The 24,398-nt window shown below is 54.4% G+C and carries 27 protein-coding genes, 1 pseudogene and 1 riboswitch; of the genes and pseudogenes, 23 read left to right on the forward strand and 5 right to left on the reverse strand.

Going from position 1 to position 24,398, the window contains the following annotated elements:
- Positions 1–11: 11 nt before the first annotated feature.
- The 5 genes and pseudogenes from HY788_15115 (at position 12) to HY788_15135 (ending at position 4,359) form a co-directional block, all read left to right on the forward strand.
- On the forward strand, positions 12–410 hold the full coding sequence (locus HY788_15115) for a hypothetical protein (protein MBI4775478.1): 399 nt from the start codon (positions 12–14) through the stop codon (positions 408–410).
- Positions 411–479: 69 nt separating this feature from the next.
- A complete protein-coding gene (locus tag HY788_15120; protein ID MBI4775479.1) occupies positions 480–728 on the forward strand; it encodes a hypothetical protein in 249 nt (82 codons plus the stop codon).
- Complete coding sequence (locus tag HY788_15125; protein MBI4775480.1) at positions 698–1,126, forward strand: hypothetical protein; 429 nt, start codon at positions 698–700, stop codon at positions 1,124–1,126. Before HY788_15120 ends, HY788_15125 begins: the two co-directional genes overlap by 31 nt.
- Before the next feature lie 616 nt (positions 1,127–1,742).
- The gene (locus HY788_15130; GenBank protein ID MBI4775481.1) at positions 1,743–4,106 is read left to right on the forward strand and encodes an FIST C-terminal domain-containing protein; all 2,364 of its coding nucleotides are present in this window, start codon (positions 1,743–1,745) and stop codon (positions 4,104–4,106) included.
- A 49-nt stretch (positions 4,107–4,155) separates the two neighbouring features.
- Positions 4,156–4,359 (forward strand): annotated as a pseudogene (locus HY788_15135) (sensor with HAMP domain protein).
- A 150-nt stretch (positions 4,360–4,509) separates the two neighbouring features.
- On the opposite strand, the gene HY788_15140 reads toward HY788_15135, so the two are convergent.
- On the reverse strand, positions 4,510–5,004 hold the full coding sequence (locus HY788_15140) for a prepilin-type N-terminal cleavage/methylation domain-containing protein (GenBank protein ID MBI4775482.1): 495 nt from the start codon (positions 5,002–5,004) through the stop codon (positions 4,510–4,512).
- Positions 4,980–5,054, reverse strand: a riboswitch (cyclic di-GMP riboswitch). (Overlaps the previous gene by 25 nt.)
- A gap of 674 nt (positions 5,055–5,728) precedes the next feature.
- On the opposite strand from HY788_15140, the gene HY788_15145 reads away from it, so the two are divergent.
- The 16 genes from HY788_15145 to HY788_15220 all read left to right on the forward strand — a co-directional run bounded on the left by HY788_15145 (position 5,729) and on the right by HY788_15220 (position 19,189).
- A complete protein-coding gene (locus HY788_15145; protein ID MBI4775483.1) occupies positions 5,729–6,304 on the forward strand; it encodes a rubrerythrin family protein in 576 nt (191 codons plus the stop codon).
- Between the two features lie 142 nt (positions 6,305–6,446).
- Positions 6,447–6,962: a thiol peroxidase gene (gene tpx / locus HY788_15150; GenBank protein ID MBI4775484.1), complete on the forward strand. Its 516-nt coding sequence runs from the start codon at positions 6,447–6,449 to the stop codon at positions 6,960–6,962.
- A gap of 174 nt (positions 6,963–7,136) precedes the next feature.
- Positions 7,137–7,517: a desulfoferrodoxin gene (locus HY788_15155; GenBank protein ID MBI4775485.1), complete on the forward strand. Its 381-nt coding sequence runs from the start codon at positions 7,137–7,139 to the stop codon at positions 7,515–7,517.
- A gap of 398 nt (positions 7,518–7,915) precedes the next feature.
- Positions 7,916–8,125: a rubredoxin gene (locus HY788_15160; GenBank protein MBI4775486.1), complete on the forward strand. Its 210-nt coding sequence runs from the start codon at positions 7,916–7,918 to the stop codon at positions 8,123–8,125.
- A 14-nt stretch (positions 8,126–8,139) separates the two neighbouring features.
- Positions 8,140–9,699, forward strand: coding sequence for a hydroxylamine oxidase (locus HY788_15165; protein ID MBI4775487.1), 1,560 nt, complete (start codon positions 8,140–8,142; stop codon positions 9,697–9,699).
- A gap of 406 nt (positions 9,700–10,105) precedes the next feature.
- The gene (locus tag HY788_15170; GenBank protein ID MBI4775488.1) at positions 10,106–10,291 is read left to right on the forward strand and encodes a hypothetical protein; all 186 of its coding nucleotides are present in this window, start codon (positions 10,106–10,108) and stop codon (positions 10,289–10,291) included.
- Positions 10,292–10,410: 119 nt separating this feature from the next.
- Complete coding sequence (locus HY788_15175) at positions 10,411–10,614, forward strand: hypothetical protein (protein MBI4775489.1); 204 nt, start codon at positions 10,411–10,413, stop codon at positions 10,612–10,614.
- A 23-nt stretch (positions 10,615–10,637) separates the two neighbouring features.
- Positions 10,638–10,796 carry a rubredoxin gene (locus HY788_15180; GenBank protein ID MBI4775490.1) on the forward strand — a complete coding sequence of 53 codons (159 nt, stop codon included), beginning with the start codon at positions 10,638–10,640 and terminating at the stop codon, positions 10,794–10,796.
- A gap of 312 nt (positions 10,797–11,108) precedes the next feature.
- A complete protein-coding gene (locus HY788_15185; GenBank protein MBI4775491.1) occupies positions 11,109–13,196 on the forward strand; it encodes a thioredoxin domain-containing protein in 2,088 nt (695 codons plus the stop codon).
- A gap of 269 nt (positions 13,197–13,465) precedes the next feature.
- Positions 13,466–13,975, forward strand: coding sequence for a ferritin family protein (locus HY788_15190; GenBank protein ID MBI4775492.1), 510 nt, complete (start codon positions 13,466–13,468; stop codon positions 13,973–13,975).
- Between the two features lie 180 nt (positions 13,976–14,155).
- Positions 14,156–14,353, forward strand: a complete 198-nt coding sequence (locus HY788_15195; GenBank protein MBI4775493.1) for a heavy-metal-associated domain-containing protein — start codon at positions 14,156–14,158, stop codon at positions 14,351–14,353.
- A gap of 97 nt (positions 14,354–14,450) precedes the next feature.
- Positions 14,451–14,945 (forward strand): ferritin family protein, encoded by a 495-nt coding sequence (locus HY788_15200; protein ID MBI4775494.1) that lies wholly within the window; start codon positions 14,451–14,453, stop codon positions 14,943–14,945.
- A gap of 245 nt (positions 14,946–15,190) precedes the next feature.
- A complete protein-coding gene (locus HY788_15205) occupies positions 15,191–16,276 on the forward strand; it encodes a PAS domain S-box protein (GenBank protein MBI4775495.1) in 1,086 nt (361 codons plus the stop codon).
- 74 nt (positions 16,277–16,350) lie between these two features.
- On the forward strand, positions 16,351–17,547 hold the full coding sequence (locus HY788_15210) for a flavodoxin domain-containing protein (GenBank protein MBI4775496.1): 1,197 nt from the start codon (positions 16,351–16,353) through the stop codon (positions 17,545–17,547).
- Between the two features lie 220 nt (positions 17,548–17,767).
- Positions 17,768–18,349 (forward strand): flavodoxin family protein, encoded by a 582-nt coding sequence (locus HY788_15215; protein MBI4775497.1) that lies wholly within the window; start codon positions 17,768–17,770, stop codon positions 18,347–18,349.
- 138 nt (positions 18,350–18,487) lie between these two features.
- Entirely contained in the window at positions 18,488–19,189 is a 702-nt protein-coding gene (locus HY788_15220; GenBank protein MBI4775498.1) for a HEAT repeat domain-containing protein, read from the forward strand.
- Between the two features lie 137 nt (positions 19,190–19,326).
- Here HY788_15220 and cysK read toward each other — a convergent pair whose 3' ends face one another.
- From cysK to HY788_15240, 4 genes are all read right to left on the reverse strand, one after another.
- Positions 19,327–20,253: a cysteine synthase A gene (gene cysK / locus HY788_15225; protein ID MBI4775499.1), complete on the reverse strand. Its 927-nt coding sequence runs from the start codon at positions 20,251–20,253 to the stop codon at positions 19,327–19,329.
- A 3-nt stretch (positions 20,254–20,256) separates the two neighbouring features.
- Positions 20,257–21,273: a serine acetyltransferase gene (locus HY788_15230; protein MBI4775500.1), complete on the reverse strand. Its 1,017-nt coding sequence runs from the start codon at positions 21,271–21,273 to the stop codon at positions 20,257–20,259.
- A gap of 261 nt (positions 21,274–21,534) precedes the next feature.
- Positions 21,535–22,740 carry a cytochrome c3 family protein gene (locus HY788_15235; GenBank protein ID MBI4775501.1) on the reverse strand — a complete coding sequence of 402 codons (1,206 nt, stop codon included), beginning with the start codon at positions 22,738–22,740 and terminating at the stop codon, positions 21,535–21,537.
- A 49-nt stretch (positions 22,741–22,789) separates the two neighbouring features.
- Complete coding sequence (locus tag HY788_15240) at positions 22,790–23,341, reverse strand: NapC/NirT family cytochrome c (protein MBI4775502.1); 552 nt, start codon at positions 23,339–23,341, stop codon at positions 22,790–22,792.
- Between the two features lie 44 nt (positions 23,342–23,385).
- Between HY788_15240 and HY788_15245 the strand changes: the two genes are divergently transcribed.
- Entirely contained in the window at positions 23,386–23,763 is a 378-nt protein-coding gene (locus HY788_15245; GenBank protein ID MBI4775503.1) for an ATP-binding protein, read from the forward strand.
- Positions 23,760–24,221: a response regulator transcription factor gene (locus HY788_15250; protein MBI4775504.1), complete on the forward strand. Its 462-nt coding sequence runs from the start codon at positions 23,760–23,762 to the stop codon at positions 24,219–24,221. The genes HY788_15245 and HY788_15250 overlap by 4 nt, the downstream gene beginning before the upstream one ends.
- The last annotated feature ends 177 nt before the right edge of the window (positions 24,222–24,398 follow it).

The following is a 24,398-nucleotide window of genomic DNA, read 5'->3' on the forward strand; positions in this document are numbered from 1 at the left end:
AAGGTACAATAATGGGACCCACTTTGACCCGGCGGCTGCATACGCTCTGTGATCCGGGCGCCCTGGAAGAACATCCCGGGGAAATGAGTCTGGCCTACTTCACAGGTTCAGCCGACATAGGAGGCCGCCGCGTGATGGTGATTGCCGCCGATCCCGACCCCCTGCCCGAACATGCCGATTTGTCGTTATCGTTGTCCCGCTATATCGAAGCCCTGATACAGGCCGAATCGTCGGCCTGCCCCGTTGTCTTTCTTCATGACGCCCCGGAGCTCTATACCTCCGGCCGGACCGCATTTCAGGGTTCTCAAATCGAGCTGATGATGGGCAAGAAAGGCGTCGGGAGGCAATACTATGGAATTGGCCGGCTTTGCGGGCGGGTCCCTTTAGTCTGCTGGATCGCGGCTTCCTGACCGGGATTATCGAGCCGAAGCAGGTCAGGGGAACCATCGTCGGCTTTTTGAAAAGCAAGGAGAGCAAGAATGGATTTTGAGATCAGAGAGTTGAGTCGACCCGACGAATTGGAAGACGTCATCAAGTTGCAGGCCGTCGTTGGAGGCTTGCCGCCCAAGGACACCATGTCCCCGATCACGTTGCGCGTCCTGACGTCGGATCGTCCCCGCACCGGTTGGGTATCGGGCGCATACCTGAATTGTATCGGCAAAGCGGCATCCGGAGGGTTTACTTTACCTTCGAGCCGTTGGAATCCCGCAACGCCCATCTTTATCTGAACAAGTTGGGCGGACGCTGCGTTCAATACAAGACGGATTACTATCACCTGGATTCGGGGCTCCACCGCGGCATGCCCCAGGATCGTTTTCTCCTCGAAATGGATATTGAAGATGCACGGACTCGGGACCGGGAATCGGCATCCTTGCGCGATGCCTTGGACCGCTTTCCAACGGCCTCCCGGGAGTGCATGCCCGAAGCCGACGCCTTGCTGGTGGAAATCGTCGGCGACGTGCGCCGTGTGCAGGCGGAAGATCAGGACCAGGCCCTGGCCTGGCGAATGAACACTCGGCCCATATTTCTAGAATACATAAATAACAGAGGCATGGTCGCCGACCAATTATTCTCGGACACCTTGGACGGAAAACGACGTAGCTTTTACCTGTTACGCAAACCTTGATTCTCGAGGACGCCATGGAAATCAGGAACATTCTGAGCTCCCACACCCTCCACGCCCTGACACATGATTCGCAACTCGCGGTTGGAAGCCGCGGAGCTTTGGCAGGCATTGGCCAAAAGAGGGTTTCTCACCGCAAACCTGAACCGCGTCAGCGGACTGCAAGGCAGAAATTTCCTTCGTATGACCATCTGTTCCGAAAAAGACAACGATCTATTTGTCGATAGTTGCAGGCAAATAGAGCAAGAAATGAGGTAATCCATTTCGGATGTACTGATTACGTGGGTTTTTGTGTTCAGAACCCCCTCTTCATCATCAGAAGGATTTTTGCAGGCCTCTGATTTGCTCAAGGATGTTTAGAAATCTCCCAAATACGACGGATTTCGTACCACCGGCTCGATCGTTGCCGTCAGCGTGTTTGATCAGTACACGTTGCAACCTGATGCAAAATAGTATGCCACAAAGCCCTCCATGTATGGTACTCTTTCTACGCAGTTGACTCCTGAAGGTGTGCGTCTGAGGAGAGCGACTTTCACAGGCTCCATGTCGGTTTTTTGGGGTCGAATAACCTGTCCGATGCTCATCGCATGATGCCGGCTCGACACCAACGGAAGAAAGTATGAAACAGATTGAGGTGGGATACGGCGCGGCGGAGGGAAAGGATTCTTTCTCCGTCGGTGCGGAGGCCGCCCTCAAAGCAGCCGAAGGGATCACCTCGCACCCCCTATCCGCGGTGCTCGTTTTTGCGTCGGTTCGTTACCATCTGCCTGAATTGCTTGGGGGAATCCATCATATCATGGGCCATGTCCCCGTATTTGGAGCCACCACCGCCGGCGAAATCTGTAACGGGTCTTTACACGGGAGCGTGGTTGTAACCGCCTTGGCTTCAGCGAATCTTCGAGTGCGACTGGGGCTCGGGAAACATGTTTCCGCCGGATGGCGAAAGGCGGTGGAACAGGCCATCGGCTCGACCGAGATCCGACCCTATTTCTCAGGCAACGACAGCGAAATTTGGGCGGAAATGACGCGCAAGGGCAAGTCGATTTTCGGCATACTCTTTTCACCCGGAAACACCCGCCATGCCGATTCCCGCAGTTTCGAAACGCTGGAAGAGCTCAAGCGACTGTCGGCCGGCCGGATTCCTTTTTTCGGCGGCAGTGCGGCCGACGATTGGAACATGGAAGCCAATTTTGTCCTGCATAACATCGAGGCGCATGCGGACAGCCTGCTGGTAGCGGTTTTCGAAACCAGCCTCCGGTTCGGCATGTCGATGGGCCACGGCTTTTCGCCTTCGGACAAACGGGCGGTGGCAACGAAAGTCAAGGGCCATACGATTTTGGAATTGGACGGCTGCCGCGCGGCTGACCTGTACGCGAAAATGCTGGAAAGCGATGTTGACGGCTTGAGAGACAAGCACCTGACTCTGACGTCCTCCCGGCCTGTCGGAATGCCGGACATGCTGGATCAATATCACATCAATGTGGCCAGCTTTTTCACTCCCGAAGGGGGCGTGCGTTTCAGCCAGCCGGTGCCTGAAAACAGCACTATTACGATCATGGAGGCGCGGCCCGAGCAGTTGATCGAAGCGGCGCGGGAGACAGTGCGAAATGCCCTCCTGCGCGGGCAGATTCAGCGACCGGCCGTGGCCCTTGTTTTCTCGTGCGCCTTGCGCAGACATATTCTGAGAGAAAGATCGTCTGAAGAAATTTCAGCCATCCGGTCCTTACTCCCAGAAATTCCCATCCTCGGTTTTTATTCATTTGGAGAACAAGGGGTCAACGATGCCGGCGTGAGTGGTCATGGAAACGAAAAGATTACGGCTCTTGTCCTGGGAGATGAGCTTTCGACGGGCGCAGAAGTGGCCCTCGAGAACCAGCGGTTATTGAGACTTCAGCGGGAGGCTGAAAAAAAGCTTCGGTTCCAGGCCAATATCCTTGACGCCGTCCAGGACACAGTGTTGATCATTTCGAGCGAGATGAAAACGTTGTGGGGCAATCCGGTTGCCAAGGACCTCTTCGGGGACCGGCCTGAAATGTTCACCGACCCGTGTTATCGGTTTTATAAACAAAGGGACGTGATCTGTGAGGAATGTCCCGTTATCAAGACCATGACGGACGGTCGCAGTCATCAAGCGATCATGAAATCGATCGACAAGGATGGGAACGTCATCTGGCGGTTGAACCGCGCCTATCCCTATTTTGACGAACAGGGACGGATCGCCGGCGCCATTGAGATCGTATCCGACTATTCCGATCAAAAGAGGTTGGAGGACGCTCTCAAGGAGAGCGAGCTCAACCTCAAACAGGCTCAGGCCGTGGCCGGCGTGGGGAGCTGGCATCTCGACATTATGCACGATGTCCTGACCGGTAGTGACGAGGCCTACCGGATATTCGGCATCCCTAACCGCACCCCTCTAAACATAGAAACCGTTCTGGAGCGGGTGCATCCGGACGATCGAACCCTGGTGGAATCCGCATGGAATGCGGCGTTAAAGGGGGCTGTCTTCGATATCGAACACCGCATCATCTCGAGGCAGGAAGAACTCTGGGTTCATGAAAAAGCCCGCATCGTCTTTGACGGCCGAGGGACTGCAATAGAAGCGATAGGAACGGTCCACAATATTACCAAGCGCAAGCAAACCGAAGAGTCGCTGCGCGAAAGGGAGGAAAAATTCAGATTCATCAGCGAAAACATAGCGGATATTGTCTGGACCCTCGATTTGAATTTGAATACGACATACGTAAGTCCCTCTGTCGAAGCCATCCTCGGATTCACGCCGGAAGAAAGGGTAAGACAATCGTTGGAGGAGATGATTACGCCGGAATCCATTCAACGGATTCTGGCACGATTTCAGGAAGAGCTATTGCGCGAAAATGAAGATGCCGTCCCACAAGGATGGGTCTGTTATATGGATGGAAAACATCGCGAAGCCGATAAGGGATTCATCCGGATCTCTCGTAGGGATATTGGGCGTTTCGCGTGACCTCACCGAGCGCAAGCGCGCGGAAGAGGAAAAAGAAAAACTCATTAATGAATTAAGAGAGGCCTTGGCCAAAGTCAGAACGTTGAGCGGTCTTTTACCCATTTGTTCCGTATGCAAGAAGATCAGAGACGACAAAGGATACTGGAACAAGATCGAGTCGTATATTAAGGACCATTCCGAGGCGGACTTTACCCACAGTATTTGCCCGGAATGCGCTAAGAAACTATATCCCGGTTTCGGTGTATCCGGCTGAAAAAGACTCCCGGACGTCCGCTCGAACACGCCTTCCTCGGCGCCCTTTCGACCTTCGAGGTTCCCCGACTTTCCTATGGATCGCGTAAAAGCACGCAACGCCGATGCAGAAGCCCGAAACCTACCTCCCGGCAGGAAGTCGCCGCGGCGGCTAGTTACTCCAGATATAACCGCCCAGGCTGGTGAACTTCAGAGAGCCCTTCGCGCAGTGGCCGTTTGTGTCGACGCCGACGATCGTGGTTACCGGATCGCCCGTAACGGATACCTGATATGTTCCCCGGTAGCCTGTTGAAGTCAGCTCGTCTTCGCCGCCGGCATAGGTATCCTTCACGGTGAAGTAGGCCTCCTGGGAGGTAACATAGTTGTGAACGGCGGATTCGATTTTCGCACAGTACGCCAGCGAGCGATAGTTGAGGTATCTCGGAACCGCAAGGGAAGCCAGGATTCCGACGATGGCGACCACGAACATAAGTTCCACTACCGTGAAGCCATCTTTGCACCGTTCTTGAGCTGTGTTCATCACCGTTTTCCCTCCGTGTCGGCCGCGCTCGGAATCGCTATTCTCGATGCCGACGATGGAAATCTCCGAGAGTCCAAAGAAAAAAAGCCGGGTGACCTTATTCAGGCAACCCGGCTGTCTGTTCAAGACCCGTGGCTTTCCGTCCCCACCTCCCGGCGGGTTTGGCGTTCTTACTGAACAACTGTAAATATGGTTACAAGAATATATGATTACTTGCTACCTGTCAAGCACCCAAAAAACCTTTTTCGCTCTTCCGTGGCTGGAAAGTCTGTTGCTTCCGTTGCAACATGTTCGCCCTTAGGAATTCGATCCAGAGAGGCGAGCAGAAACAATAGCTTCAAAGCTCCATATCGTCATGATCGGATTTAAGGAATGCTTCCGGGCCCTTACCCGTCCCGTCACCGCACTGGTTGTAAAACGCATTTGAACTGGGATAGCTCCCACCCTTTCAGCCGGTTCTTTTGAAACCAGATCGTTTCCGAACTCATCACCGGATTTCATTTTAGTTTTCCCGCTGCCGCGGCGTCAAGAACGGAGGCGACAGAACGGAGGCGAGCCGTTATGCATCCGGTTTGATCGATACCCAAAGCGCCAGGATCTGCGAGCGATCCTACCCGCGTTTCCCATCGAAGGCCGAGGCCCCTTGGCGTATCTGCTTCAGGCGGAAGGAATTCCTTCGCCACCCTTGACAGGGGCCGTCATGCACCCTAGTGTTGAACTAATACATCTCTTTTCTTAAACATCGATCCGGCTTTAATCGAGTGTAGCTTGTCCATGGGATCCAACGTTTTCCCGTGGGGGATGGTCATGTGGAATCGACGTCTTACTGATCTGTACAGGGGGGAGTGAAATGCCCACACTCAAAGGAAGTCAGACTGAGAAGAATGTGCTCACATCGTTTGCCGGCGAGTCACAGGCTCGCAACCGCTACACGTACTTCGCCGGCCAGGCCCGTAAGGAAGGATACGATCAGATTTCCTTTATATTCGAAGAAACGGCAAACCAGGAGAAAGAACATGCCAAGCGCTTCTTCAAGCAGTTGCAGGGTGGAGAAGTTCAGGTTCAATGGAATTTTCCTGCGGGAGTACTTGGAGCGACCGGCGAAAATCTCAAAGAAGCGGCGGCCGGAGAGCAATTCGAGTGGACCGAGCTGTACCCCGGTTATGCCAAAGTCGCCCGGCAAGAGGGATTCGAAACGATCGCCAAACTCTACGAATTTGTTTCCGTTGCGGAAAAGCAGCACGAAAAGAGGTATCTCGGTCTGCTGGCCAACATGACGAACGGAGCCGTGTTCAAGAAACCCCAAAAGGTTGTCTGGCGCTGCCGGAACTGCGGATACTTGCACGAAGGATTGGAAGCACCCGCCATGTGCCCGGCCTGCGAGCATCCTCAAGCGTATTATGAGCTGTTGGGCGAAAACTGGTGAGACCTGGTATCAGGCGGTAGGAATAAAACGAAAAACCGGAGCTACCGGAATGATCCGAGCCGGGCGGCGATAAGAGCGATCGTTTGAAGCGCGGCCATGGCAAGAGCACGGACCATGACGGGACATGACAGGAGGGTATAAGATGGAAGAAAGAACGGGCATTGTAACGATTCGTGGAAATCCTGTAACCCTGGTCGGCAAAGAAATTCGTGTGGGGGATCCGGCTCCGGATTTCGAGGTCATCGGCAACGATCTCAAGCCCGTGAAGTTCTCCACGTATCGAGGGAAAGTAGTCATCATCAGCTCTGTTCCTTCCTTGGACACTCCGGTGTGTGACATGGAGACCCGCAGGTTCAATCAGGAAGCCCCCAAACTCGGCCCGGACGTCGTCATTCTGACCGTTAGCGTGGACTTGCCCTTTGCCCAGAAACGGTGGTGTGGAGCCGCCGGGGTGGAGAACGTGACTACACTGTCCGACCACCGGGAGGCTGCGTTCGGCAAGACCTATGGAGTGCTGATGAAGGAGCCGAGGCTGCTGGCGAGAAGCATTTTTGTCGTTGATCGGGCGGGCGTAGTCCGCTATGTCCAATTGGTCAAAGAGACCAGCCAGGAGCCGGATTACGAAGCCGTGCTAAATGCCGTCAGAAAGATCGCATAAACACGATTTCAAACCCGAAGCGTTCAACGCATCTTGAATACGCCATTGAATTAGGCGGATTTCGTGGCTATGTATCTATCTCAAGCTCATGTCTGCTGTCGGTTCAACCCGTGCGAATTTTGGAAGATGCAACCAACCATGTTCAGTGACGCAATACCAGCGAGGAGGTAAGAAATGCCTGAGAAACTGGCCATCTACAAATGCGAAGTCTGTGGTAACATTGTTGAAGTAGTTCATGCCGGCGATGGTGAACTCGTGTGCTGTGGCCAACCCATGAAGTTATTCAAGGCGAACACTGTGGATGCGGCCAAAGAGAAACATGTTCCGGTAATCGAACAAGTGAAAGACGGCGTCAAGGTTAAGGTAGGCAGCGTTGCACATCCGATGGAGGAGAAGCACTACATCGAGTGGATCGAGGTGGTGGACGGCAAGAACAACGCGTATCGACACTTCCTCGAGCCTGGAACAGCTCCGGAGGCTACCTTCTGCATAAATCCCGCAGGGGTGACCGCGCGCGAATACTGCAATCTCCACGGATTGTGGAAGGCGGAATGAACATGCTCAGCGAGGGAGTACGGGAAGCGCTGAACGGGCAGATCGGATGGGAACTCCATTCAGCCTACCCGGCCGGAGGGAAACGCCGCATCAAACCGGCCGTTTGACGTTCGAGCCGTTCTGCGCTGCACCCTCGGAAAGCCGTTCGTTTACGGCTGACCCGCTTGATTGTAATACTTCCCCTGGTTCCCGCTACGACGGAAACCAGGGGAAGCGTTGTCCGGTAAAGATCTGCTTCCTGCTTTTGCCAGCGCTTTGTAAAGGGTGTGGTGTCTCCTTTTATTAGAGCAGGAAAAGCATTCGTGCAGGTCGCGGCTTGGGAGGCTGCTCGTCTTGCACAGGTTACCGTGAGCTCGAAGCCCCCGTCAGCGCCTTAGATGCTCGCCCAGGAGATTGCCATGGCCAAGCCTGAAGAAATGTATCAATGCCAAACGGTGAATTGCGGGTTCATCTACGATCCGGATAAGGGGGTCAGGAAGAAGAAGATCCCGAAAGGGGTCCGGTTCGAGGACCTTCCGGAGGACGATATCTGTCCGATCTGTGGAGCCGGCAAGAAGAGTTTCCGTCCTCTTGCCGGACCGGGCTCCACCAAAGAGGAAAAGAGATAAGCTGCAAAGGAAGGATGAGCTTCATGAGGAACCTGTCGATCGCCTTTGCCTTGTTATTTCTTTTCGCTGGGCGCGGTCTTGGCGCGGACAAAGAGATCAGCGCCGCCAGCGCAGATTGCTTGTCCTGCCATGCCACTTCCACCCCCGGAATCGTTTCGGATTGGAAACGAAGCAGGCACGCCCTTCTCGCCCCCTCGGAGGCTGTGCGGAAGCCGAATATGGAGAAACGTATGTCCGCCGATACGGTGCCGGAAAGCGTTTACGGAGTTGTCATCGGTTGCGCCGAGTGTCACACCGCGAACTCTAAGCAGCACCAGGACAGCTATCGCCACAACGGTTACGTCATACACACGGTGGTAACGCCAAAGGATTGCGCCATTTGCCATCCCGTGGAAGAAGAACAGTACGGGCAGAACATCATGTCCCACGCCTATGGAAACCTGATGAACAATACCGTCTTCCACGAACTGTCCCAAGACATTAACTCCGTGGTATCCTATGATGGCGCCGGGACGAAGACGATCTCCCCGGACGCCGAAACTCAAGACGACTCGTGTTTGGTTTGCCACGGAACAGTGGTAAAAATGACTGGATTGAAGACCTTGGACACGGTTCAAGGAGAAATGGACCTCCCCGTGTTGTCCGGTTGGCCCAACGTAGGTGTGGGAAGAATCAACCCGGACGGCAGCATCGGTGCGTGTACTCCCTGCCATTCGAGGCATCAGTTTTCCATAGAGCTGGCGCGGAAACCCTACGCCTGTCAGAAGTGTCATGAAGGTCCCGATGTGCCGGTTTACAAGGTCTATTCCGTGAGCAGGCACGGGAACATCTTTGATGCCCTTAACAAGGACTGGGATTTCCGGTCCGTGCCCTGGGTGCTCGGCAAAGACTTTGCTTCGCCCACCTGCGCCGTCTGCCATGTCAGTCTCACCGTGAGCGAAGAGGGCGAAGTGTTAGGCGAACGTACACATAGGATGACCGATCGAAAGGCATGGCGCTTGTTCGGTCTCATCTACGCGCACCCCGAGCCCAAATCCCCGGATACTACGGTGATACGCAATATGGCGGGCCTGCCTTTGCCGACCGAATTCACCGGAGAGCCGGCCTCCGGGTACCTGATCGACGCAGCCGAACAACAAAAACGACGGGAAACCATGCAAAGGGTCTGCCTCGGTTGCCACAGCGCGGGTTGGGTTGCGGGCCATTACAAACGACTCGATCATGCCATCGAGACCAGCAACGAGCTGACCAAAACCGCAACCAAGATCATGATCAAAGCCTGGGACACCGGAGTGGCCAAGGGAATGGCGCAGAACGATTCCATGTTCAACGAGGGGATCGAGAAAGACTGGTCGTCGCAATGGCTTTTTTACGCCAATTCGGTCCGTTTCGCTTCCGCCATGATGGGCGCCGATTACGGTGTTTTTGAAAACGGCCGATGGTTCATGACCAAGAACATTCAGCGATTGGTGGACTGGCTGGACGTGAAATCGAACTCCCGAAGCCCTTCTCCCGGATCCGGGAAAGCACGCCTCGGGGCGCCTAGCCATAAAGAGGAGACAGTAAGTGACTGAGACTACCTGGAAATGTACGAAATGCGGGTATACTCTGAACGCTGCCGAGCCCCCGAAGCAGTGCCCGAGCTGCGATGAAAAATGCGAGTTCGTCGATGTAACCTGCTATATTCCCGAATGTGGGGATACGGGTTCGGATCCCAGGCTGGGAAATCCCTCCTGATTGGATGGATCCGAAAAGAATCAACGAGTTGGTCCCAGGCATACCTGAAAATAGGATACGCTAGGGACGGCGGCCTTTTGACCACCTGTTTCAATCGGCGCCAGGCCGCGAGTCTGAGTTGAAACCAAACGGAAGGCATGCGGTTCAGGGACGGAAGCGGAAACGAGAGACTTCCCCTCTTTCCGAAGCTGTAGTCCCTGGCGTGGAACAAGTCGGGATCGATAAACGAACAAGGAGGGATTCGTGTCCAAGAGAAAATATCGAGTTCGAGCAGAGTGTCCTGCCTGCGCGTGCGGCGACATCTCGTTCTTAGGGCCGGAAAAGCTTCGAGAGAAGTTCATCGGAAAAGAGGAAGAAATCGACATTGTTTGTCCCATGTGCGGGGAAAAGCATAAAGGGAAAATAGAAGAGGTGCCGAACGAATCCTGAAAGGAATCTGTTTCGAATATGGCTCAGGATTATGGACGCCAGGTCGCCAAAAAGATGGAAGCGTGACGGGTCACCGGACCGTTCCCGCGAATCAACTTTTCACTAGAGGAGGATTTATCATGACAACACCGCAACATTGTCCGGGATTCGAGCGAGTCAAACATCTGCAATCTTTTGTCTGTAATTGTCCGAACTGCGGCAGGGAAGCGGAAATCTTTTCAGACGAGTTTGATAAGAAGCACATATGCAGAGGCTGTGGCGCCCCGATCGATTTCACCAAGTGCACGCTGAATGCGGAGGGCGGGATGTCAAGCGCCCGATAGAATCTAGAGAGGAGTCGACGTCTATGGATCGATATGTTTGTCAGGTTTGCGGCTATGTCTATGACCCGGAGGCCGGTGATCCCGATAACGGGGTTCCCAAAGGGACCAAGTTCAAAGACCTTCCGGATGATTGGACATGTCCTGTTTGCGGAGCCAGTAAAGATCAGTTCGAAAAAGAGTAGAAGCTCTTTTTAGGTACGATCTGCATTCATAGTGCCGTCCGGGAGAGAACCCACGGGTGTGCTTCAAGGCATCCGAGAGAATGGTTGCTCCCGGACGCACGTCAAATGCGTTTTCAGAGCCCGTATCTCGCCAAAGATCCGCCCGCAGAAGTAATGACTTCCGCCCTTAAGATCCGATCCTTCTTCTTTTCTGCGGTCAATGATGAGCCGTTTTAGTTGCGCCCGATTGGGACGGCCGAGGTTTTAATCCACAGAGTATCCGGTGTGCTGGGATTCGCCATTGCTTCCGGCGCCACCGCAAAAGGGGTCGATATGAGTGAAAGCAAGCTTGGGGGTGGAGGGTTTAGGAATCATTTGGCGGGCGAAAAAAGCCCTTATCTGCTCCAGCATGCGGATAATCCGGTGGATTGGTATCCGTGGAATGAAGAAGCCTTCAGCAAGGCGAAACTGGAAGACAAGCCAATTTTTCTTTCCATCGGATACGCTACCTGCCACTGGTGCCATGTGATGGCTCACGAATCCTTCGAGGACGAGGAGGCGGCTCGAGTTCTCAACGGATCCTTTGTGTCGATCAAAGTGGACAGGGAAGAAAGACCGGACATCGATCAGATCTACATGTCCGTTTGTCAGGCCTTGACCAAGAGCGGCGGATGGCCCCTCACCATCATCATGACTCCGGACGCCAAACCTTTTTTTGCCGGAACCTACTTCCCCAAGAAAGGGCGCATGGGCATGCCCGGCTTGATGGACATACTGGGCCAGATCTCCGATCTGTGGAAAAACGATCGAGAGCGTATCTTCCGGCTTGGCAACGAGATTACCCGCGCGCTTCAGTCCTCTTCCGAACGCTCTTCACCCCCGCGCACGCTCGATGTCAATACGCTTCAAAAAGCATATAGTTATCTGTCCCGCAATTTCGATCCTAAATACGGCGGCTTTGGTTCGGCGCCTAAATTCCCTTCTCCTCATCAGCTGACGTTTCTGATCCGATGGCACACTCGACGCAATGACCCTGTTGCCGGAAAAATGGTGATCGAGACCCTTGACGCGATGAGGAACGGGGGCATCTTCGACCAGATCGGCTTCGGGTTTCACAGATACTCGGTGGACGAACGATGGCTGGTCCCCCACTTCGAAAAAATGCTGTACGATCAGGCCCTGTTGCTCATGGCCTATGTGGAAGCGTATCAGGCTTTTGGCGAAGAGCGGTTTGCAAGAACGGCCCGCGAAATTTGCACGTATGTTCTGCGCGACATGACGGCTCCGGAAGGAGGCTTCTACTCGGCGGAAGACGCGGACAGCGAGGGCAAGGAGGGTCTGTTTTACGTCTGGAAGCCTGAAGAGCTCATCCGACTCCTTGGAAAAGAAGCAGGCGACCTGTTCTGCGATTTCTATAATATCCAGGCTGGAGGCAATTTCGAGGAGGGATACAGCATTCCCCACGTTACTCACGGCGCGGACGTCTTGGCCAGGCGTATGAACATGGAACGCTCCCAACTCGTGAACGCACTTGATGCATCCAGGGCGCGTCTGTTCGAAGTTCGAGAAAAGCGGGTCCATCCGCTCAAGGACGACAAGATCATCGCCTCTTGGAATGGCATGATGATCGCTTCAATGGCCAAGGCGTACCAGGCTCTGAGAGAACCCGCATACATATCGGCGGCCGCCAATGCCGCGGATTTTATTCTTAATAGGCTTCGCTCATCCGACGGTGCTCTGATCAGACGATTCAGGGAGGGCGAGGCGGCGCACGCCGGGTTCGCGGACGATTACGCTTTCCTGATATGGGGACTGATCGAGCTTTACGAGGCCACGTTTGAGGTCCGATTTCTCAAACACGCGGTCGCCCTGAACGATCGCATGTTGGACTTGTTCTGGGACGATTCGGGAAAGGGATTCTTCTTCACGGGAAAAGAAAATGAGAAGTTGATCGCCCGGACTAAGGAACTATACGATGGCGCCGTGCCTTCGTGCAACTCGGTGGGCGTGCTCAATCTAATGCGACTCGGACGAATGACCGGCAGGGTGGATCTGGAACAGAAGGCGGACGAAGCGATCAAGGCCTTTTCTTCCGAACTGGCGGAAGCGCCCATGGCGCACACACAGTTTATGAACGCACTGGACTTTATGATCGGACCGAGCCGGGAAATCGTCATAGCCGGGGATCCGGTCTCGGAAATGACGATGCGCATGATCGAGAAGATTCATGCCCGCTTTCTTCCGAACAAGGTCCTGCTCCTCCGGGAGGGAGGGAAACATGGCGACGAGCTGATCGATTTGTCGCCGTTTGTCGAGCCTCTGCGTCCGATCGAGGGCCGTCCTACGGCCTACGTCTGCGAACAATATGCGTGCAAGACTCCCGTTATGGACGTGGATTCCCTGGAAAACGTGCTTGGATAAGGAATGGTGCAAAGAGGAAGTTTCCGGGCCGGCCGGTGTATGTCTGCCTCTTTATTCCCGAAAATCCGTGGTTAAATAAAGCATACGGAGATAAACAAGCTGGAGCGTCCTTCAGGCGACAAGTGCGGACGGTGGGGTGGGTCGATTCCCTTGTTGTGCGGGCAGGATTGCCGTGATACGTAGAGGGAAGAACGAGATCTCATTGAAAGCGAGAAGAGAATGCGTGTGATCGTTATATTGCGTCCCTGCAAGTTCGAAAGGAGAGTCAAATGTCATCAAAGGAGAACCTGATCAAGATTTTCGAGTACGCGCTCAATCAGGAGAAAACAGGGATGAGTTTCTTCCGGACCTCCATCGATCGCATGGGGATTGGGTCGGCTATTGATGCATTCAGGAAGCTGATAAAGGAAGAACAGCGTCACATTGACTTCATCAGCCGGATACTCGAAAACCTGAAAGAAAAGGACGAGGTCGAAATTCCCGATATGAAGGAAGTGGCTATCAAGGAAACCGACTTCTTTGACGATCGCTCTGAATCGGAGTTTCTTGAGCAATGTATCGAGGGCTCCATGGTCCCCGACGTTACCGTATTTAATACGGCATGGTTGATAGAGAAGGACCTCAGTGAGTTCTATGAAAAAATGGCGTCTCAGACGGCGGGCAAAGCGAAGCAAGCCCTTGAAATGTTGTCCCGATGGGAAAAAAGCCACGAGATTTTTTTCAGAAAGTATCGGGACAAATTAAGCGACATGTACTCTCGAATGCCGTGGGGCGGATGACGAGCGGGATTTGGACGAATCGGCCGGGTCCGATTCGCTGTATGTGGAGGTTGGAAAACAGAGGAACCTGAACGCTTCAATCAGGATGTTTCGGGCTTTAAAGCCCGGTAATCGATGTTCCGATGTTGGGGTGAGCCGTCGGAATACGAACGACCAGTTCGAGTCATAAGGAGATATACCATGAAAACGATTGAGATCAAGGGAATGTCATGTAAACACTGTGTGGCTGCGGTTACAAAAGCCCTGAATGAAATTAAGGGACTGAGTGATGTTTCGGTGAACCTCGAGAAGGGGGAAGCCAGCTTCGAGAAAGCGGCGTCCGTTGACGACTCCGCCATCAAGGCGGCGGTTAAAAGAGCCGGCTACGAAGTGGTTTGAGTCCGGCGTAGGCAAACCTCCGGATCCATGTGAGCCCGGAAGAGGAATGCGACCAACGTTAGAGTTATGATCTGCCTGAGAGAGGAGGAGGATGCCGATGATCTATGCCTTCAACGCGAATGAGATCCTTCAGATGGCCATTGACGTCGAGGAAAACGGCCTCGTGTTTTACGAGCTAGCACAGGAAAAAGTGGAGGAGCCGGAAGTCAAGGACATATTCCGATTTCTGGCCGGAGAAGAAAGGGCGCACAAGAAACAGTTCGAGTCTCTCAAGGCTGCCCTGCCTGAATCGGCCAAAGCCGAAACGGTGTGGGATCCGAATGACCAAATGGTGCAATATCTTCAGATGATGGCCGATTTGCACGTATTCGGGAAGGCGGGCGTATCTGAAAAATACCTCGAACACGTGAAGAGCACCGAGGACGCCTTGAATATGGCCATCCAGTTCGAGAAGGATTCCATCATCTTCTTTCTTTCCCTGGAAGAAGCCGTCGAGGATCGTCAGGCGCGCCTGAAGGTAATGGACCTGATCAACGAGGAGCGCCAACACATCAAGAAGTTGGCGCTGAAACTCAGGCAGTTGAGACGATAGTTTTCGGCTTTGGAAACGGGTATCGTTCGTTCGATAGAGGGAAACGGTTACCACGTTTTCCTCTGGTTCCTTCCCGAAACCTTTTTCAGCATTGCCCGGCGCCCGAGATCGTGCGGCTGAAGTTTTGAAACGGCTTGGACTTTCCTTGCACCCCTGATATGGTTAAGGTGGATCTCGACGGGTCCAGTTCGTGTTGGAACGCAACAGCTCATGGCTGATTGTTCGTCTTGGAGGAAGAGCCGGATATGAGTGCACAAAATAATCGGGAAATGGAGCCGGAAAGGTCGATCCTCATAGAAGAAGCGGTCGAGAATACAAACGAAGCGTTTGTCACGATCGACGAAGATCATCGAGTGCTCTTTTTCAATCGGGCTGCGGAAAAGCTGTTCGGTTACAGCCGGGATGAAGTGGTGGGCCGGGATTTGAACCTGATCCTCTCGTCCGACTGCTCGGTGCGACATCGCCGCGCAGTAACGCGTTACCTCGAAAGTAAGCAGGCTGTTCGAATCGGACACGCGAGCGAGCTCATGGTTTCTCGAAAGAACGGCGAGCAGTTCCCGGCTTCCATTTCATTTTCCGTTTCGGAAATCCATGGTAAATCGTATTTTACGGCCATCCTGCAAGATCTCACTGAACGAAAAGCACTTCAAGAGCAGCTTCTGAAAAACGAACGACTCGCTGCTTTGGGCCAGGTCGTGGCCGAGATTACGCACGAGATCAAGAATCCCCTCATTTCCATCGGAGGATTCGCGCAACAGCTGGCTCGAAAAGCAACCGACGACGCCAGCGCAAAAAAATTGGAGATCATTTGTCGCGAGACTTCTCGCCTGGAAAAATTGCTGGCCGAGTTGAGGGAATTATACCATCCGGGCGCACAGGATTTTCGCCCGGTGGATATCCGGCAATTGCTGGCCGATGTCATTCATCTCAGCAACCCCGGCTGCTCCGAGAAGCGCGTTACCATCGAATATGAAACGGGCGAGGAGCCCGTACTGGTTCAAGGCGACAAGGACAAACTCACCCAGGTCTTCTTAAACCTGATACAAAACTCCTCCGAAGCAATGACGCACGGAGGGAAGATAACCGTCCAATCCCGGTCAACGGACGACTCCGTGGTTATCACCGTGTCGGATGAAGGGCCGGGCGTTTCGGAGGAGCTTCTCGACAAGCTTTTCTCTCCTTTTGTAACAACGAAGAAACACGGCAGCGGGCTTGGATTGGCGATTTCGAAGAGGATCGTGGAAGACCACCATGGAAAGATCCTGGCCAAGAGCGCGGAAGGCAAGGGAACCCAAATGATCATCACCTTGCCCCTCCTCGATCGAAAATAGCCGGCAAACAGTGATGTCAACGAGTCCGAAGACGATTGATGGCATGATAAAGCCAAGGGAAGGGAGGCGGAACCATGAGACCTTTCAAGATCGCTGAGAACATATACTGGGTTGGAGCGATTGATTGGAATGTGAGGGACTTCCATGGGTACTCGACGTATCAAGGTACGACCTACAACGCGTATCTCGTCATGGATGAAAAGGTCACGTTGATCGATGTCGTTAAGAAGCCGTTCGTGCGGGATATGCTGGACCGCGTTCGTCAGATTGTGGATCCGAAAAAGATCGACATTCTCATCAGCAATCACACGGAACCGGACCATACGGGGGCCATGCCCCACGTACTGGACGCCATCGGCGCTGACAAGCCTTTGTACTGCTCCAAAATGGGTCACAAGAATTTGCAGCTCCACTTTCACAAGGACTGGAACTTCCAACCGGTCGAAACCGGCGGGACCTTGAAGATCGGAAAGCGCACCCTGACGTTTCTGGAAACTCGAATGCTGCATTGGCCCGACAGTATGTTCACTTATGTGAATGAAGATAAGCTTCTGTTTTCGAGTGACGCTTTCGGGCAGCACTACGCCGGTCCGGAAAGATTTGACGATGAAGTCGGCGATGCCATCATGCCGCACGCTTTGAAATATTTTGCCAACATCCTGACCCCTTACGCTCCTCTGATTTTGAAGCTCGTGGAAAAGGTCACGGACCTGGGACTCGAACTGAACACGATATGTCCCGATCACGGAGTCATCTGGAGGCAGGACCCCGAAAAGATTATTAACAAGTATGTCGAGTGGAGTCTGCAGAAGCCAAAGAAAAAGGCGGTGGTGGTATTCGACAGCATGTGGGAAAGCACGCGCATGATGGCCGAAGCCATAGTGGAAGGGCTTGTGGAAAAAGGCATCAAGACAGTGCCCATGAGGCTGCGCGCCTGTCACCGAAGCGACATCATTACCGAGATTCACGAAGCAGGCGCGGTCATCGTTGGTTCTCCGACGCTCAACAACGGACTTTTCCCCACGGTGGCCGACTTTCTCGCCTATATGAAGGGCCTGCGTCCTCAGAATAAAATCGGAGCCGCCTTCGGCTCGTATGGATGGAGCGGGGAGGCCGTCAAACTGATCGAGGCGGAACTCGATGCCGCGAAAATGAAACTGGTGGAACCCGGTCTGAATATTCATTTTGTCCCCGGTTCGGAAGGACTCGAGTCCTGCTTTGAATTCGGGGCGAAAATCGGCAAGGCCCTGCTGGCTCGGATCTCCGATTGAATCTGAAGCCGGCCGAAATCGCTGTTCCGATCGGGATTCGAAGGAAAGCCGATGAGCGATCCGATGGACGGAATATTCCGATGCCCTGCCGGCGGAACGCCATTCGAGATGAAAGCAACATCGGAAAAAATCGCCTGACGGGGAGAAGTACCCGGTACTGACAGGTAATGCGACGCATCATTGAATCTAACGTCCCATGCCGCAACGGAGATTCCTCGTAATGAAAGTGGTTGGTATTTACGGAAGTCCTCGAAAGAATGGAAACAGCGACGTCCTTTTGGATAAAGCGCTCGAAGGGGCTCAATCCCTGGGTGCTGAAGTATCCAAACTGTTTGCCAGAAAACTGAACATAGGGGGTTGCCTCGAGTGCGGTGGATGCGATGAAACCGGCGCCTGTGTGATTCGGGACGACATGGACCGCGTCTACGCCGAGCTTTTGACCGCGGACGCCGTGATCATGGCTGCGCCTGTTTTCTTTTACGGTGTTCCCGCTCAGCTCAAGGCCCTCATCGATCGCTGCCAGGCCATGTGGTCCAAACGCAGGATCGAGAAATCGCCCGAGCAGAGAAAAACCTACGACAGAGGGCGGGGCTATTTGATCGGGGTGGGGGCCAGCAGAGGAAAACAGCTGTTCGACGGTATGGAACTCACGGCCAAGTACTTTTATGACGCTCTGGACATGAGTTACGAGGGCAGTTTGTTGATGAGAGGACTGGACGCCAAAGAAGATGCGGTCCAGAAGCCGAAAATGTTGGCCGAAGCCTTCGAATTCGGCAGGCAGGTAGTCCAGGCCGCGAAATAAGGGGACTTGGAAGCGGTCCGTATCGAGGCCTGCCCAAGAGCGGCGACCGGTATTTCAAAGAGAACGCCTTTCACCTCGAATCCTTCGACGTGACGTCAGTGAACCGCGGTCCAGCTCAGGCTTCGGCGGGAGAAATGAGTGGAAGCCCCTGAAAGGACAGGCCGGGCTCTGAGGAAACGAGTAGCCGGGCTGCTGAGCGCCGGCGATGTCGACTCGATCCTGTGTCAACTGATCGAGCTGCCCGCCCGAAAGATCATCAATCCGCTGATTTTAGCGCTCTACTCCGGAGACGAAGAAACACGTTGGCGCGCCGTGCTCAGCGTCGGCGCCGTGGTCGCACATCTGGCCCAAGAAGACATGGAATCCGCCCGGGTCATCATGCGCCGCTTCATGTGGAGCTTGAACGATGAGTCCGGCGGCATCGGCTGGGGGGCGCCCGAGGCCATGGGCGAGATCATGGCTCGCCACGAAGGACTGGCTCGAGAGTTCGCGCCGATCCTCATCTCTTACCTGAGAGAAGACGGCAATTTCCTGGAACTCGAGGCACTGCAGCGAGGGGCCGTCTGGGCTGTTGCACGGGCGGGTCAAGTGCGGCCCGACCTGTTCCGCGCGGCCGGCCCCCACCTCCTACCCTACCTGGAATCAACCGATCCAGCGGTGCGCGGGCTAGCCGCATGGTCGTTAGGCGTGTTGGGTTTCCGCGGCGCCCGAAACAAGCTCGAGGCCCTGCTTGCAGACCATGCCGAAATCATCATTGCTCCCGAACATCGGCCCATTGCCACGCGAGTCAGCCGATTGGCGAGGGAGGCGCTGAACGCGCTTTCGGAACAGCCCGCGTGAACCGGCCTGTTCGAACCGCGACCAACCCGCTTAACCCGGGGCCGCGCGAGCAAAACGGTCATTCAGGAGGCACAAAGCAGGGACGTATTGCAATACGCCCCACGGTGTCCGCCTTTCAAAACGAGCCGAGGTTCCGGCTAGGCCTGGAAAAGCTCCGTACTCAAATACCGCTCCCCGGTGCTGGGCAATACTGTGACCAGCCGTTTCCCCTTGTTTTCGGGCCGTCGGGCCAATTCCAGAGCAGCGGCGACGGCCGCCCCGGAAGATATGCCGCACAGAAGTCCTTCGATTTTGGCCAGGTCCCTGGCCGTTTCGAAAGCCTGATCGTTCGAGACGGTAACCACCTCGTCTAGAATGCTTGTGTTCAGCACCTTGGGTACAAAGCCCGCGCCAATACCCTGTATTTTGTGGGGACCGGGCTGACCGCCGGAAAGCACCGGCGAATGGATGGGCTCAACCGCCACGGCCTTGAAGCCCGGCTTCCGGGCCTTAATCACCTCGGCAACACCCGTGATGGTGCCCCCGGTGCCGACGCCGCCCACGAATAGATCCACCTCCCCGCCGGTATCCTGCCATATTTCTTCCGCCGTCGTTTTTCGATGGATTTCAGGATTGGCCGGGTTTTCAAACTGATTGGGCATATAGGCATTACTCTCGTTCGCCAAGACCTCCCGGGCCTTGGCGATGGCGCCTTTCATGCCTTCGGCTCCGGGCGTCAGAATCAGGTCCGCTCCGAGATGTCCCAGCAGTTTTCGCCGCTCCAGACTCATGGTTTCGGGCATCGTTAGAACCAGGCGCAGCCCCTTGACCGCGCATACGAATGCCCGCGCAATACCGGTATTGCCGCTGGTGGGTTCAACGATGAGTGTATCTTCCCCGATCTTGCCCTGGGCGATCCCTGCTTCGATCATGGCCACTCCGATACGGTCTTTCACGCTGCCCAATGGATTTGAATACTCGAGCTTGGCCAGAATCGTCACGTCCATGCCGCGTGTAATGGTATTGAGCCGTACCAAAGGAGTACGACCGACCGCTTTGCATACGTCCGAGTAGATGCTTTTCATGCTTTATTCTCCAGACGGTCCGGCCTGCGATTCCGCCGTGGCCGACCCTTTGTAGATCAGTTCCGGAGGTCTCAATATGACTTTGGTGTCGGGGGGAATGCTTTCCGTTATCCAGACGTTTCCGCCGACGACACTCCGGGCTCCGATCACGGTATCTCCCCCCAAAATAGTGGCTCCGGAATAGATGATCACGTCATCCTCGATGGTGGGATGCCGTTTCCGATTCCGATACAAGGCGCCCGCTCCTTTGGGGAGCGACAGAGCCCCCAAGGTCACTCCCTGGTAAATACGAACGCGATCGCCGATCATGGTAGTCTCTCCGATGACCACCCCGGTCCCGTGGTCGATAAAAAAACTCTCTCCGATTTGAGCGCCGGGATGAATGTCAATCCCGGTAAGGCTGTGTGCGTATTCCGTCATGATGCGCGGCAACAGGGGAACGCCGTGTTCGAGCAGAGCATGGGCCATGCGATAAACGGATATGGCGAACATGCCCGGATAGCTGTAAATAATCTCGTCGTACCTTTGAGTTGCCGGATCCCCCTCGTAGGCGGCCTGCACGTCTTTTGCCAGCAGCCTTCGTATGTCAGGGAGCCGCCTCAGAAAATCCAACGCCGACTCCCGGCCTCTGTTCGAGCAGTACGTGCAGGGCTGCTCATACCTGAGGCAATCGTGTCGGATGGCCAGAATGATCTGTTCCGACAGCCGCTCGAAAAGCGTGGTCACTTCCTGACCCAGATAATACTCGAGGTTCACGGGATCGATTCTCGTCGACGTGAAATAACCTGGGTACAGAATGCGTTGGACCAGATGAAGGATCTCGATGACGGATTGCCGGGAAGGGATCGGCTCGGGCCCTACGTGATCGAAACAGACCCCGCTGTTGCAGGATCCCACGATTTCGTGGACGATTTCAGGTATGGCGCCGCGGTATTCATCCGCGACTGCTTCACGGACCTTGCATTCCCCCGCTTTTTCTTCTCCAGGAGCTTCCGGTTCATATCTTTTTTCTTCGAACATGGGACATCCTTGATGTTTACAATCGCTTCATGACGGGAAAACAGCTCATCCACACTCGGGACAAACCGGTCGCGCATGCTACGAACGCTATTATGTATCATTGTAAGCGCAAATATAACCACACACAAGCCATACTCTGCGCACGCTCAAGAAAAGGCCTCGGTCCCCTTTCGGGAAACGAGGCCTTCTACTAGGACGAGCGGGTGGGAAGGACTATACCGATACTATTCCTTTACGGGAAGCGTCTCCGGCGGGCGTTGGCTATTGCCCGTGGCGTTGGGGAAATCTTTGGCTACATTCCACTTCGAGTTCCTCGTCGAAGAATTTCGTCTTGTCCAAAAGGCCCTTCACATATAACTGGTCCAACAAGGCCTTCGCGGGCTTGAAATAGACTTCATTGTATTCCTCCACAACCTTGTCCAGCTTGGAGAAATGACCGTCCACCCAAGTCTTTCCGTGGCATTGCATGCACACCTCTTTCATCTTATCCCGCTCTTTTTGCCAATCCGTGTTCGCCGGAAAGGGTTTGAAATCCGAGGGGCGTATGGTCAACGGCGCCTGAATCTCCCAGGCAAGCCGTTCCGTTACGTCATGCGAAGTGAGCACGGTTCCCGAGCCGGACATGTGACAGGCGGCGCAGGTGGGACCCCTGAAATCCACACCGGCCGTCCACGTTCCCGGCGCCGAATTCCAGTTGTAGTCGTCCCCATGAGCCGTATAGATGTCACCGTGTTTGGACTCCATGTAGATTTCAATCTGCGGATGATCCGGGCCGAGATGGCACTGGCCGCAAGCTTCCGGCTTTCTGGCTTCCATGACCGAAAACCGGTGCCGCGTGTGACAACTGGTGCAACTGCCCCGGCTGCCGTCAAAATTGATCCGGCCCACGCCCACATTGGGCCACGTATCCAAATCCATCTTGCCGTCTTTCATCTTCAAGATCGTGCCGTGACAGTGAAAACAGCCCGAAGCCCGTTCGAAATCGCTGTTCATGCCGTTCATGAGCCACGGGTCGATCTGCCAGATCACTTCCTGTGTATTCGCATGCTTGCTGCGTTGGTACTGGGCGGCCTCGTCCGGATGACAGCGCGAGCAGTCCTTGGGCGTCACCACGGCGGCCACGGGAACCTTATATTCCCGCGTTCCGAAAGCCGTATCCGATCTTTCATACTGCTTATAATGCTCCTTGCTGACGTCGGGATCGAACTCCTCCGCCTTGTGGCAGTCAAAACAGGTAATGTTCGCGGCTGCATGCCGGCTTTGAGCCCAGTCCGTAAACAGACCGGGATGCTCCTTTTTGTGACACCCGATGCAGGCAACCGCCTCTTTGGGCATGCTGCGCTCGATCCTGAACTCTTTCATTTTGGGTTGGTTTGCAGCCGTTTCCGCGCGAGCATCGAAGGCGGCCGGCATCCAAAAGATTCCCAACATCGCCAACAAAATCCCGAATCCCAACAGCTTTCTCATCCCGAGCCTCCCTGTAGTGATACATCCAATATGGTTTACAGCCGAGGACTCAGAGTCCCAGGCCTCGGTATTCCATTTGATATTGCTTGTAATTGTAGTACGCGCGGGGGGTATGAACCAGGTTCCTGTGGCAGTTGAAGCAGCTTTTTTCTTCGCCGGGCTTGGCATAGACCACCGTCCTGTGGGCCAGCATCGCCCCCCGTTTGTTGGGTATGTACAGGAGATTCTGGTGACATTTCATGCACTGGTCGTTTTTTACGGTCGCGTAAGCGATCTTCCTGTTTTTCTCTCTGTCATAGGTATCTTCCGTAAAATGCACAAAGATGTCTTTTATGCCGTGCATGGTCTTGGCATAAAAAAACTGGTACGTGTCTTCCGGCGCCGGCAGGTGACAGTCCATGCATACCGCCACGAAACCCTGACCATTGTTCGCGTGAGTCGATGTCTTCCAGGCGTTGTATGCAGGCTGGATCTCGTGGCACAAGGTGCAAAACTGAGGAGAGGACGTGCGGACCAGGGTGTAGTAGGAGAGACTGAACAAAGGAAAGGCTAATATGATGCCGATACAGATGAAAAGGATCGTCTTCATGTAAGGTTTCATGCGCCCCCCTTGGACAAATTCGGGTGGAACTCGCCACACATTGAATATACACTAACTTGCATCATAACCTCGGGAACCGTAAAATAATAGTAAATCAGCGTAAAGAATCTGTAAATGTTTTTTCCGCAACCGGTAACAAGCCCGTGCCGGTAAAGCTTGTCAACAACGATTCCTACGCGGAAGTGTCGGTCCGGGATCACGGCCCGGGAATCGCGCCCGAGTTCAGAGAGGTCATTTTCGAGAAATACTGGCAGGCTCCTTCACACAAGGGCGGTGCTTTGGGGAAGAAAGGGACCTTCGGCGTCGGACTGGCTGCTTGTAAAGGCCTGGTGGAGGCGCACGGTGGGAAGATCTGGGTCGAGAGCACCGGCGAGGCCGGATGCCGTTTCTGTTTCACGCTTCCCAAAGGAGGCCCTTCATGAGTCCCACCAAAGTCCTTGTGGTGGACGACGACCTGGACATCCTGCAGATCACAAAGGACAACCTTGAACTGGACGGTTTCGCGGTCTCCGTTGCCTCTACCGGCAAGGATGCCTTGTCGGCCGTCAAACGGAACGGACCCGATCTGGTGATCCTGGATATTATGTTGCCCGATCTGGACGGCGTTCAGATCTGTCGCATCATCCAAAAACAATCCCAGGCGCCCATCGTCATGCTGACGGCGAAGGACACGGTCTCGGACAAGGTCCTCTGCCTCGAAAGCGGCGCGGACGATTATGTGGTCAAACCATTTGACTACCTGGAGCCGGCCGCCCGGATCAATGCCTGCTTGCGCCGGGGAAAGGGTCCTCCACCTCCCGAGCACGTCTTGGAGGCCGGGAGTCTTCGTATCGACCCGAACGCCCGTAGAGTGGATTTCAGACAGGACTTTCAGAGTTAGTGAAGAAAACAGTTCTCAATTAGTTGGAATTACGTGATAAATCAGCTTTGTAGTTGTAGAACCGAACCGTCTTTTATTGTATATCCAAGGGCGGTCAATACCTTGGTCTGGATCTCGTTGGGTTCCTCGATTTGAACGATGGGGAGGGCGGCGCCCTTGTACCAGCTCAAGGCGGAG

It is taken from the genome of Deltaproteobacteria bacterium (assembly GCA_016208165.1).
Lineage (GTDB): Bacteria > Desulfobacterota > Desulfarculia > JACQYL01 > JACQYL01 > JACQYL01.

What these genes read in the sequence shown, in the direction of transcription:
- HY788_15115 (MBI4775478.1), top strand. Translation starts at nt 12, where the DNA reads ATGGGACCCACTTTGACCCGGCGGCTGCATACGCTCTGTGATCCGGGC.
- HY788_15120 (MBI4775479.1), top strand. Translation starts at nt 480, where the DNA reads ATGGATTTTGAGATCAGAGAGTTGAGTCGACCCGACGAATTGGAAGAC.
- HY788_15130 (MBI4775481.1), top strand. Translation starts at nt 1,743, where the DNA reads ATGAAACAGATTGAGGTGGGATACGGCGCGGCGGAGGGAAAGGATTCT.
- HY788_15145 (MBI4775483.1), top strand. Translation starts at nt 5,729, where the DNA reads ATGCCCACACTCAAAGGAAGTCAGACTGAGAAGAATGTGCTCACATCG.
- tpx (MBI4775484.1), top strand. Translation starts at nt 6,447, where the DNA reads ATGGAAGAAAGAACGGGCATTGTAACGATTCGTGGAAATCCTGTAACC.
- HY788_15155 (MBI4775485.1), top strand. Translation starts at nt 7,137, where the DNA reads ATGCCTGAGAAACTGGCCATCTACAAATGCGAAGTCTGTGGTAACATT.
- HY788_15160 (MBI4775486.1), top strand. Translation starts at nt 7,916, where the DNA reads ATGGCCAAGCCTGAAGAAATGTATCAATGCCAAACGGTGAATTGCGGG.
- HY788_15165 (MBI4775487.1), top strand. Translation starts at nt 8,140, where the DNA reads ATGAGCTTCATGAGGAACCTGTCGATCGCCTTTGCCTTGTTATTTCTT.
- HY788_15175 (MBI4775489.1), top strand. Translation starts at nt 10,411, where the DNA reads ATGACAACACCGCAACATTGTCCGGGATTCGAGCGAGTCAAACATCTG.
- HY788_15180 (MBI4775490.1), top strand. Translation starts at nt 10,638, where the DNA reads ATGGATCGATATGTTTGTCAGGTTTGCGGCTATGTCTATGACCCGGAG.
- HY788_15185 (MBI4775491.1), top strand. Translation starts at nt 11,109, where the DNA reads ATGAGTGAAAGCAAGCTTGGGGGTGGAGGGTTTAGGAATCATTTGGCG.
- HY788_15190 (MBI4775492.1), top strand. Translation starts at nt 13,466, where the DNA reads ATGTCATCAAAGGAGAACCTGATCAAGATTTTCGAGTACGCGCTCAAT.
- HY788_15195 (MBI4775493.1), top strand. Translation starts at nt 14,156, where the DNA reads ATGAAAACGATTGAGATCAAGGGAATGTCATGTAAACACTGTGTGGCT.
- HY788_15200 (MBI4775494.1), top strand. Translation starts at nt 14,451, where the DNA reads ATGATCTATGCCTTCAACGCGAATGAGATCCTTCAGATGGCCATTGAC.
- HY788_15205 (MBI4775495.1), top strand. Translation starts at nt 15,191, where the DNA reads ATGAGTGCACAAAATAATCGGGAAATGGAGCCGGAAAGGTCGATCCTC.
- HY788_15210 (MBI4775496.1), top strand. Translation starts at nt 16,351, where the DNA reads ATGAGACCTTTCAAGATCGCTGAGAACATATACTGGGTTGGAGCGATT.
- HY788_15215 (MBI4775497.1), top strand. Translation starts at nt 17,768, where the DNA reads ATGAAAGTGGTTGGTATTTACGGAAGTCCTCGAAAGAATGGAAACAGC.
- cysK (MBI4775499.1), bottom strand. Translation starts at nt 20,253, where the DNA reads ATGAAAAGCATCTACTCGGACGTATGCAAAGCGGTCGGTCGTACTCCT.
- HY788_15230 (MBI4775500.1), bottom strand. Translation starts at nt 21,273, where the DNA reads ATGTTCGAAGAAAAAAGATATGAACCGGAAGCTCCTGGAGAAGAAAAA.
- HY788_15235 (MBI4775501.1), bottom strand. Translation starts at nt 22,740, where the DNA reads ATGAGAAAGCTGTTGGGATTCGGGATTTTGTTGGCGATGTTGGGAATC.
- HY788_15240 (MBI4775502.1), bottom strand. Translation starts at nt 23,341, where the DNA reads ATGAAACCTTACATGAAGACGATCCTTTTCATCTGTATCGGCATCATA.
- HY788_15250 (MBI4775504.1), top strand. Translation starts at nt 23,760, where the DNA reads ATGAGTCCCACCAAAGTCCTTGTGGTGGACGACGACCTGGACATCCTG.